The sequence below is a fragment of the bacterium genome (genome assembly GCA_035527515.1).
In the GTDB taxonomy this organism is placed as follows: domain Bacteria; phylum B130-G9; class B130-G9; order B130-G9; family B130-G9; genus B130-G9.
In genome coordinates this window covers 1-8,710 of record DATLAJ010000151.1, presented here as the reverse complement: position 1 = coordinate 8,710, position 8,710 = coordinate 1, and the positions used below count along the sequence as shown (strand labels likewise).

Annotated in this window: 7 protein-coding genes; 6 read left to right on the top strand and 1 reads right to left on the bottom strand. The window is 56.9% G+C overall.

Going from position 1 to position 8,710, the window contains the following annotated elements:
- Positions 1 to 835: DNA methyltransferase (locus VM163_12515; GenBank protein HUT04701.1), on the bottom strand; the 835-nt coding region annotated here is incomplete at its 3' end.
- Between the two features lie 225 nt (positions 836 to 1,060).
- On the opposite strand from VM163_12515, the gene VM163_12510 reads away from it, so the two are divergent.
- From VM163_12510 to VM163_12485, 6 genes are all read left to right on the top strand, one after another.
- The gene (locus tag VM163_12510; GenBank protein HUT04700.1) at positions 1,061 to 3,487 is read left to right on the top strand and encodes a thioredoxin domain-containing protein; all 2,427 of its coding nucleotides are present in this window, start codon (positions 1,061 to 1,063) and stop codon (positions 3,485 to 3,487) included.
- Complete coding sequence (locus tag VM163_12505; GenBank protein HUT04699.1) at positions 3,484 to 5,199, top strand: carbamoyltransferase C-terminal domain-containing protein; 1,716 nt, start codon at positions 3,484 to 3,486, stop codon at positions 5,197 to 5,199. Before VM163_12510 ends, VM163_12505 begins: the two co-directional genes overlap by 4 nt.
- A gap of 5 nt (positions 5,200 to 5,204) precedes the next feature.
- The gene (locus VM163_12500; protein ID HUT04698.1) at positions 5,205 to 6,269 is read left to right on the top strand and encodes a hypothetical protein; all 1,065 of its coding nucleotides are present in this window, start codon (positions 5,205 to 5,207) and stop codon (positions 6,267 to 6,269) included.
- 195 nt (positions 6,270 to 6,464) lie between these two features.
- On the top strand, positions 6,465 to 6,656 hold the full coding sequence (locus tag VM163_12495; protein ID HUT04697.1) for a hypothetical protein: 192 nt from the start codon (positions 6,465 to 6,467) through the stop codon (positions 6,654 to 6,656).
- Between the two features lie 143 nt (positions 6,657 to 6,799).
- Positions 6,800 to 7,342, top strand: a complete 543-nt coding sequence (locus tag VM163_12490) for a hypothetical protein (GenBank protein HUT04696.1) — start codon at positions 6,800 to 6,802, stop codon at positions 7,340 to 7,342.
- Between the two features lie 838 nt (positions 7,343 to 8,180).
- Complete coding sequence (locus VM163_12485; protein ID HUT04695.1) at positions 8,181 to 8,645, top strand: hypothetical protein; 465 nt, start codon at positions 8,181 to 8,183, stop codon at positions 8,643 to 8,645.
- Positions 8,646 to 8,710: the final 65 nt, after the last annotated feature.

The following is an 8,710-nucleotide window of genomic DNA, read 5'->3' as shown; positions in this document are numbered from 1 at the left end:
CAGCTTTGACCTGGAAATCAGTAAGGACTGCCAGTGCTCGGCCCAGCAGAGCGTGGTGGCTGTCCAGCATCTGCCGGGCGGTGTCTGAGGATAGCGGCTCAGCGCCTTCGCTGCGGGCGAGGAGAAGAGCGAAAGTCACAGTCTGGGCGTAGGCATCTGCGAATTGCTCGTCGGAAGCATCGGCGAAAAGAGAGTGTCCCCAATCCCTGGCAATGGCGTGCATCGGAGAATCCGCATTCCGAAGCGCCTCCGTTACATCATCGCGCAGCATTCGGCAGAGCGGGGCCAGCAGTTCGGCAAAGCCCTTCAGGTCGATCTTGCCTCTGCGGTCGGTCGGTATGAACGGCTGCCAGGACAAGAAATCTCGCAGTAGCGGGTCGAGGGCTCGGGCGTTTTCCGCGCTAACGGCCTTGCGGCCATCGCAAGTCACGTCCCCGGATAGGCGCACCAACCTATGGACGAGTTCGCCATTGCGATACAGCGCCCACTCGTTGCCGTCGCAGTAGAGCACGTTTGGGAGAAGTTGGAAACGCTTCCATTGCTCCCGGTTGTGGCCGGTGTAACGTCTTGGATTCGCCCCAATCCCCGGCGCTTTGAGTTCGACGTAACCGGCGAGCAGGCCGTTAAAATGAATGGCATAGTCAGGCTTACCAAGTCGATCGGGAAGCCTCGTCTCACCCTTGCAGACCACGGTCCCACCCAAGGCGCTTCCTGCCTCGGACATGAAGCTCTCAAAGGGCGCGCGCAATTGGTCTTCGGGCTCACCGGGCGTCATCGCTGTCATCTTGGCCTTGACGGCCTCGGCGAATGTCTGAAGGGCTTGGTGGATCGTCATACTCTTGCCTACGTCCTCTCCATTCTCTCGCTACTCTGAGCATATTGAGCACTTTCCGCATCGCTAGGTCAAGCGACTCGGTCGGGCAGGATGCAGACAGGGGCTTTCAAATCGTGAGCCGTTGACATGAGGCGGCCTGCCTGCCTATATTGCCACAGAATTGCGGCTTTGGATGCACAATAATGTGGGCATGAGCCGGCATGTTCAGGTGGGAGATAAGCAAAGTTGGTAACTTATAGGGTCTCGCATGTTGCCCTCGGGCTGGGGCTCATTGTGTTCGCGTGTCTGCACACAGCTCTGGCAGAGCCGCAGGTGCCGAGCACGGCCGCCAGCGTTGCGTCGGCGCAGGTCGCCATAGCCTACACCGGCGAGACGCATGCCATGATCGAGCCGTGTAACTGCCCGGCCGAGCCGCTCGGCGGCGTGGCGAGGCGGGCACACGAGATAGAGGTTCTACGTTCGGAGTTCGGCGACCTGCTGCTGTTGGACGGCGGCGGCTGCTTCGCACATGGGATTTACGACGAGTATGTTCAGGGGGACGAGCTCGACAAGCAGCGGACGTTCGTCGCGCTTAGGGCGATGGCCCTGATGAAATACGACGCGGTGTGCCTCGGCGACGACGAGTTCGCGTTCGGGCAGGGGGCGATCAAGTGGGCGGAGAGTGCGTTGGGTTTGACGTTCGTCTCGTGCAACGTTCAGACCGGGGACGGCAAGCCGTTCGTGACGCCGTTCATCATAAAGAAAGTTGGCGGAAAGAATGTCCTTGTCACCGGCGTGTGCATGCCAGAGGTGGAGTTTGGCGATTACTGGCAACAGTTCGAGGGCTTGAAAGTGCTCGATCCTAAAGAGGCCGTTAGCAAGGTTCTTGCGGAGCAGCGTGGCAAGGTTGACGTCGTGATTGTGCTCTCGCACCTTAACGAGGAGGCCTCGACCAAGCTCGCCCAAGAGGTGCAGGGCATCGACGTCGTCTTCAACTCCGGGCGGCGCACAACGACGAGGCGCTCGTTCGATGTTGGGGAAAGCCACGTTGTCAATTTCGACTATCAGGGTCGGAATCTGCTCCTGACGAGGCTGAGGCCTGGGGCAGCGGATGCCAGTCAGCGCTTTGCAGTCGAGGAGATACCGCTGTCGAAAGAGGTTCCGGACAGTCCCGCGGTTGCTTCGCTGGTCAGTGGTTTCCTCAAGCTAAGGGACGCTGGGACGGTCAGGCCGACCGTGAGGCTGGACCTTTATATGATGAGTTTCTGCCCGTACTCCAAGCCAGCATTCAAGACGTTGTTTGAGCTTAAGACAACCTTCGGGGACGCTGTCGAACCGCACGTTTACTACATAGTTCGGGACGCTGGTGAGGGCGAGTTCGACTCGCTTCACGGCGAGGAAGAGGTCGAGGAGGACATGCGTCAGCTCTGTGTCCTCAAAACGCAGCCGGAGAAGTTCGTGTCCTACGTTGAGTGCGTGAACACATCCGTGGAGGGGACGAGCTGGCAGGAGTGCGCCTCGAGCGTCGGCATTGACACGAAAGCGCTTTCGGAATGCCTCTCGAGCGGCTATCCCGAGCGAGAGCTCAGGAGCATGGCGGCTAGGGACGCAAGGCTCCGCGTGAGCGCCTCGCCAACGCTTTACATAAACAATCAGCGGTTCGGAGACCGCATCGACAAGATGCTCCTCTCACGGAGCGTCTGCACGATTTTAGGGCAGCGTGCTGACGAGGTTGCGGCCTGCAAGAACCTGCCAAAGTGCTTGCACGACTTCGATTGCCCCCGCAAGGAGGGGATGATCGCCCGGTGCGTCAATCCGGCCACCAAGCAGTCGCGGTGTGAATATGACGAGGCGGTGAAGGTGCCCGTCTCTGTGGTTTATGATGCGAACTCGGTTGCGAGCAACGAGGACCAGATAATCAACTCAACGCTGGTGATGATGCCTGGGCTTGAGGTGAATAGGGTCGATGCCTCGACTGACGAGGGCAAGAGGCTCATCGCGACCTACGGCCTTGACTTGCTTCCGGGGTATATCTTTGGGCTTGAGGCGCTGAGGGCGCGCAACTTCGCTCAGCTGAAGTCTGCGTTCGAGAGAGTGAACGACAAGCTGGTGTTCCGGTCTGAGATGTCGGGCGCGAGCGTGGTGCCGAGCAGGCCGTTGATAAAAGGGAAGCTTGACGTATTCATTTCAGCGAACGCGAAGGCGGGCCTTGAGGGGCTTGCGCGCATGATCAAGCTGCGCGACGAGGGAAAGTTACGTCCATTCGAGGTCCATCACATAGTGTATCTGGACAGCAATGGCGTTATCACCGCTCAGACAGGCCTCTCTGAACTGCAAGAGGCGCAGCGGCAAGAGGCGATGCTGATGCAGGACGGAGACAAGTTCGACAAATACATCCTGCTTCGAGCGAAGGAGCCGGAGAACTCCTACTGGGAGGAGCCGATAGTCAAGGCGGGCTTCGAGCCGGCCAAGATCAAGTCGCTCTCGGCGTCAAAGTCGGTCGACTCGAAGCTCGAGGCGGATGCGAGCCTTTGCGAGCAGCTGCGAGTTGGAGGGGCGCTCGTGTTTGTGATAGACAACCGGGAGACTGTTCCAATCGCGAACAGCCAGATGTTGGATGACATTCTCAAGAAGCTGGCGAAACGTCAGGACAAGAGGACGAACAGTAAATGATCATACTTGGGATCACGGCATTCCAGCACGACTCGGCAGCATGTGTGCTCGTCGATGGGAAGCTTAGGGCAGCCGCTGAAGAGGAACGGTTCACGCGCAAGAAGCACGATGGAGGCTTCCCTTATGGAGCGATCAACTACTGCCTCAGTGAGATCGGCGCCTCGATCAATGACGTGGCGTGGGTTGCCTTCTGCATCAATCCGTGGCTGAACCTGCATCGTAAGGTCTTCCACCTGGCGAGGTATTTCCCCAGAACATTGGCCTTCTGCCGAGACCAGGCGGACTACTCCAGCGGAATCCCGTCAATGATGTCAGCAAAACGGTATCTGAAGAGGGTGCCGGGCTACGACCCCAAGCAGGCCCGATTCAAGTTCCAGTTCGTCGAACATCACATCGCCCACGCCTACAGCTGCTTCACAATCTCGCCCTTTGACGACGCGGCGATATTGACTGCGGACGGGATCGGGGAGTGGACGACGACTCTGCTTGCTCGCGGTCGCGGCAATACGATCACGAAGTTCAAAGAGATATACTTCCCGTTCTCGCTCGGAGCCTTCTACACAACGCTTACCACATACCTCGGGTTCAAGCGCAACGCCGATGAATACAAGGTGATGGGCCTTTCGTCCTACGGGAAAACCGATGAGTACTATAACGAGTTCAAACGCGTGATACGGCTCGCTCCCGACGGCGAATACGAAATGGACATGTCATTTTTTAACTACCAGTTTGGCGAGGTCCCCTACTATTCAGAAAAATTTCTTCTGACTTTTGGCGAGGACAGAAAGCCAGGCCAGGAAGTAACCGACCGGCACGCGGAGGTTGCCCGGGGTGGCCAGCGACGTCTCGAGGACGCTCTACTGCACATGGCCAACTACCTGCACAAGATCACGGGCAGCAAGAACATCTGCCTCAACGGAGGCGTTGCGCTCAATTGCGTCGCCAACGGGAGGCTCATCAAGGAGACGCAGTTCGAGGAGACTTATATCCAGCCGGCGGCCTATGACGCCGGTGCTGCCGTGGGCGCAGCGTTCTTCGTTCACAATGGCATTCTCGGCAATCCGCGCGACTTCGTGATGGACAACGCCTTCTGGGGACCCCAGTACACCCACGACCAGGTTGAGGCGTTTCTTAGGCTCGCCAAGGTCCCGTTCCAAGAGGTCAAGGACCCGTCGAAAGAGGCGGCAAAGCTCCTTGCCAACGGGCATATCGTCGGGTGGTTTCAGGGACGTATGGAGTTTGGCCCTCGTGCGCTCGGCAAACGAAGCATTCTGGCCGACCCCCGAGACCCGAACATGAAGGATGTCGTGAACGAGCAAGTAAAGCACCGGGAGTCGTTCAGGCCCTTTGCGCCCTCGATTCTGGCGGAGAGGGTCTCTGAGTACTTCGACTTCTCTTATCCCTCGCCGTTCATGCTGCTTGTTTACAATGTTCTGCCAAAAAAACGGGACGTAATCCCGTCGGTAACTCACGTTGACGGGACTGGCCGCGTGCACACCGTTACCAAGTCGATGGACCCGCTCTACTACAACCTCATCGCCGAGTTTGAGAAGCTAACCGGCGTGCCTGTCGTCCTGAACACGTCGTTCAACATAAAGGAAGAGCCGATAGTGTGCACCCCGAAGGACGCGCTGAGGTGCTTCTACACGACGGGTCTGGACGATCTCGTGATCGACAATTTCGTGCTCAGCAAGACGCCGGGGCAGAGGTGAGGTCAGTGAACCGGGCCGTCAGACTTGTGCGTGGTCAACTGTGGTTGCTTGCAGCTCTCTTCGTGGCGTGCATATTGGGTCTGGCTGGCGCCTCGGTCGGCCTCGCGCAGGAGGAGCCGGAATTCGTCAAGGTGGACTTCGAGGTCCAGGCGACGCCGAGTGTTGTGGCCTTTTTCTCCGGCAACTCATACGGGACGATGACGCGGTCCAGCTGCTTCGACCCTCAATTAGGCGGCTTTGAGAGGCGCCGGACTTTCGTTCTGGAGTGCGTTGAGCCGCGAGGTAATGCGCTACTTCTGGACGTGGGCAATCTTTTCAACTGTAGCGGCACTCGCCAGAAGTTGAAGTCGTGGGCCATGATCGCCGCCCTGAACATAATGGGCTACGACGGACTGGGGCTTGGGGTTAAGGACTTCACGTTCGGGATTCGCCACCTGAAGGCTCTCCAGCGGCAGGCTTGGTTCCCATTCATCTCTGCAAACGTGCTTGATGCTGAGACCCAGGAGCCTGTGTTTCATCCGTTCATGCTCTTTCACACAACTGGGGCGACCGTATGTGTAAGCGCCGTTGTCTCTCAGGACGACGAGGCTCTCATAGTCGATTGGACGAAGGACGATGAGGGCAGCAGGACGGTTGAGGTGGAGCAGCCCGATGAGGCCCTGAAGCGGGTCTTGGCGTCGAGTGCGACCATCGCAAATGTCGTGATAGTCCTCGCACAGATGCCGCTTGACGAGGCGATCGATCTTTCGGAACGTCTGCCTCAAATCGACGTCATCGTCGTCTCCGACCGCGAGAACACGACGGACCTGGTCCACGGCGAGACGATCCTTGTCGCTGCCGGGACGAAGAGCAAGTCGCTGAAGGGGCTAGAGCTCTTCTGCGATGAGACAGGTTGGGCTGACCGATACAATATAGAGTCCTTCCCCATTGTGGAGGCGATCGAGCACTCATCCAGCGTGGTCAATCTACACCAGCGGTTCTTGGCTCGCAGGAAGCGGCTTCAGCCCGAGGACTTGAGGCAACCCACCTTCCTTGTCGATCAATCCATTTACGCAGAGCCCCAAGAGTAACGACAGCCGCAAGGCTGAAGGCGGAAGGCTGAAGTAAGGGATGAGTATGGCTTTAGATTGTAACTAGAGTTCTGCGGTCACCTCGACCGCGTTTCAACGCGGTCATATAGATGGCTCTAATTGCATTAACGCCCGACTTCCAGTCGGGCGGTCTGAGGACGCATCGCCGTCCCTCCTCCTCCCCAGAACCCTCACTTGAAGAGGATATGGAGGAGGATCTCGGCTTGGCCCAAAAGGGAGTACTACAAGCCCCACGGCTGGCACGACTACGGCTTCATCACGCCCGACAAGGCGCAGCCGCTCGGCCTTGCCGAGATAATCCCCGACATGCAGTCCGGAAAGACAATCTACAAGAAGTGGGTGGCGAAGCAGGCGGCGTCCAACTGAAATCGCGAGTAGCTTGAACGCGTCTAGCTTGTCATTGTAAAACCAGTTCGCTCGCAGTAATGTACAATTTAGTATCACGAGCTGCCGGTCGGGCCTGTGGCATCGAGCCAGGCCGCGGGCCGGGGTCGGAGAGTAGGCAGGAAATGATAATAAAAGGGCTTCAAAGAGCAGCCAAGACAGTGGCTGTCATTGTAATGCTTGAGGCTGTCGCTTGCGTCGCTTGCTGGGGACCGTCGGCGCCCACATCGCCGCCAACGCCCCAAGAACAGCTTGCCTCCGTTCCCACGTCCAATATCGCCTTGTCAGATATCTGTGAGAACATGCGCCGGAAAGAGTGGACTTCGGTCCAGCGAGACGAGTATAGGGAGTCTCTAATTGGCAAGAAGGTGGAGTGGAACGGTTACATAGACCGAGTAAGACTTAAGGACGAGGGGCAATGGTATGAAGTTCGTATATCAAACGAGGACATCTATTCCAAACTGCCAGCGTTTGTGGCCCAGAAACGAAGAAGAAAGAGCCGGTATAACGTATCGGTCGTCCTTCGGGTCCCTGAAGAATTCAGGGAGCGCGTCGTGCACGTGACGCAGGGCCAATACGTTTGTTTCGAGGGCATTGTGTCTGAGCTCTCCTCTGGCCGACGGGATCTGAACAGCATATTATTGTCTCCAGGTAGGATCCTTCACTAGGGAAGCAGAAGAAGAGAAGTCAGGGATGAAACCCGCGGGGAAACTGCTTGTCATATCTTGGGTCGTTATTACAGCTGTTTCCTTGGTGAGTTATGCGCTATTTCGGCTCGGCGGGCCTCTTCCCCCAGAAGGTGAGTTTCGCCGGTCTCTGGAGAAGGAACTGAGCAGAATGGGTCTTCAGCACTTTGGGCGTCGAGAAGTTCTAAAGTACTCTAATGGTCGTTTGTGCACCAAGATTGCCATTGCATTTGATTTCTATGACAATCCGGTCCGATTGCACGGGTCCTTCCGGGTTAGGAAAGTGACTAACCAAGCAATGCAAGCCATAATCAAAGTCCTGACTGATCATGGTTGTGACCCGCGGTCTCGAGAAGTGGATATACTCGTGAAGGCACGATTGTGGACGCCACCCTCCCCGACCGGCCGTCGGCAACCGAGGGTTGCAGAAACGGCGCATTATGATTACCGGAATGATCAGGTGACCTTCTCGCATGGGGATTTTCACGCGAGCGAGCGGTGGGAACCAACGTGGGATTGATCGTTCTGTGAAGCCGGCCTTACCTTTCGGAAAGAGGACCACAGAATGGGCTTGAAAGAACGTAGGAAGCTTGAAAAACTACGACTTCAGCGAGGCTCTTCGACCGTTGGGCGTGTGTCTCAGGGAGAAGGTAAGACACCGCCCAGCCGTTGGGGATCCGTATGGGGGCTTATCGTATTGATCTTCTGGATCGGCATGATAGCGCGCAATTGCTCTGATCACCACCCCAAGTCTTACGAATACTCTACAGGAAGCGGAATTACACGCGAGCATTCTGACGGTCCTTCCTGGTGGGCTAGAGTGCTCTGTGTGTTCAACGATCCCAGAGACAACTTGCGAAAGTGGTATGAGAGTTTCTACGGAGGAGACAAGGAAGACTTCACACGCCTAGAGTCGGTAACTTCAGCCTCGACATTACCAGATTTTCGGCGGGGAGTTGAGCACTTCGGGCAGCTCCTGCAAAGAGAGTCTTTGGATCGACAGACCCTCGAAAACATGCTAACACTGTGGCCTCGGTTCAGCCTCACGGAGCTGCGTTATGAGATTACGGGTAAGTCAGGGGATACAGCCTGGGTGCGAGTAACAGGCGATCTGATCGCAGCTACCACTTTGGGCCAGGACAGGATTCACATAGACGATAGCGTACGAATGGTTAAGGAGGACGGGGAATGGCGCTTCCGTTGCTTCGAGAAAAGATTCATGTCCGGTTTCGAGCGACGCCTCGTCGAGGAGATCTTTGGCCCTCATTTTCTCGAATGCCGTTGAATTGACGCAACAGCGTGAGCTAATGTGACCACATAAGAATAAAGAAGACACACGAACGCCTCAGT